The organism is Chryseobacterium mucoviscidosis (assembly GCF_002177115.1).
In the GTDB taxonomy this organism is placed as follows: Bacteria; Bacteroidota; Bacteroidia; order Flavobacteriales; family Weeksellaceae; genus Chryseobacterium; species Chryseobacterium mucoviscidosis.
This window is the reverse complement of record NZ_MVAG01000058.1, coordinates 1-240: the sequence shown is the minus strand read 5'-3', so window position 1 is coordinate 240 and position 240 is coordinate 1. Positions and strand designations below refer to the sequence as shown.

Genomic DNA, 240 nt, shown 5'->3' with positions numbered 1-240 from the left:
GATTCTGCTGACCATTGCTGCGGCTGTTCGACAGTAAAATCAAAGCGGGCGCTGGTCAGTTTTTCAATTGCCAAATGATCAATGGCGCTGCTGTGCACCACGCGTTCGCCATCAAACAGGGTATATTCCAGCGTCGTGACGACAGGGGAGGCGGCGAGATTTTCCAGCACCACTTCGCAGGAAAGTGTGGCATCGCAATAGGCTTCGTCAAAGTCGGTGCGCACGGTGAAATCGTTAATG

Annotated in this window: 1 protein-coding gene; it reads right to left on the bottom strand. The window is 52.9% G+C overall.

Going from position 1 to position 240, the window contains the following annotated elements; genetic code table 11:
* A partial coding sequence (locus B0E34_RS22655) for a hypothetical protein (RefSeq protein ID WP_228422999.1) occupies positions 1-240 on the bottom strand: 240 nt, incomplete at both ends.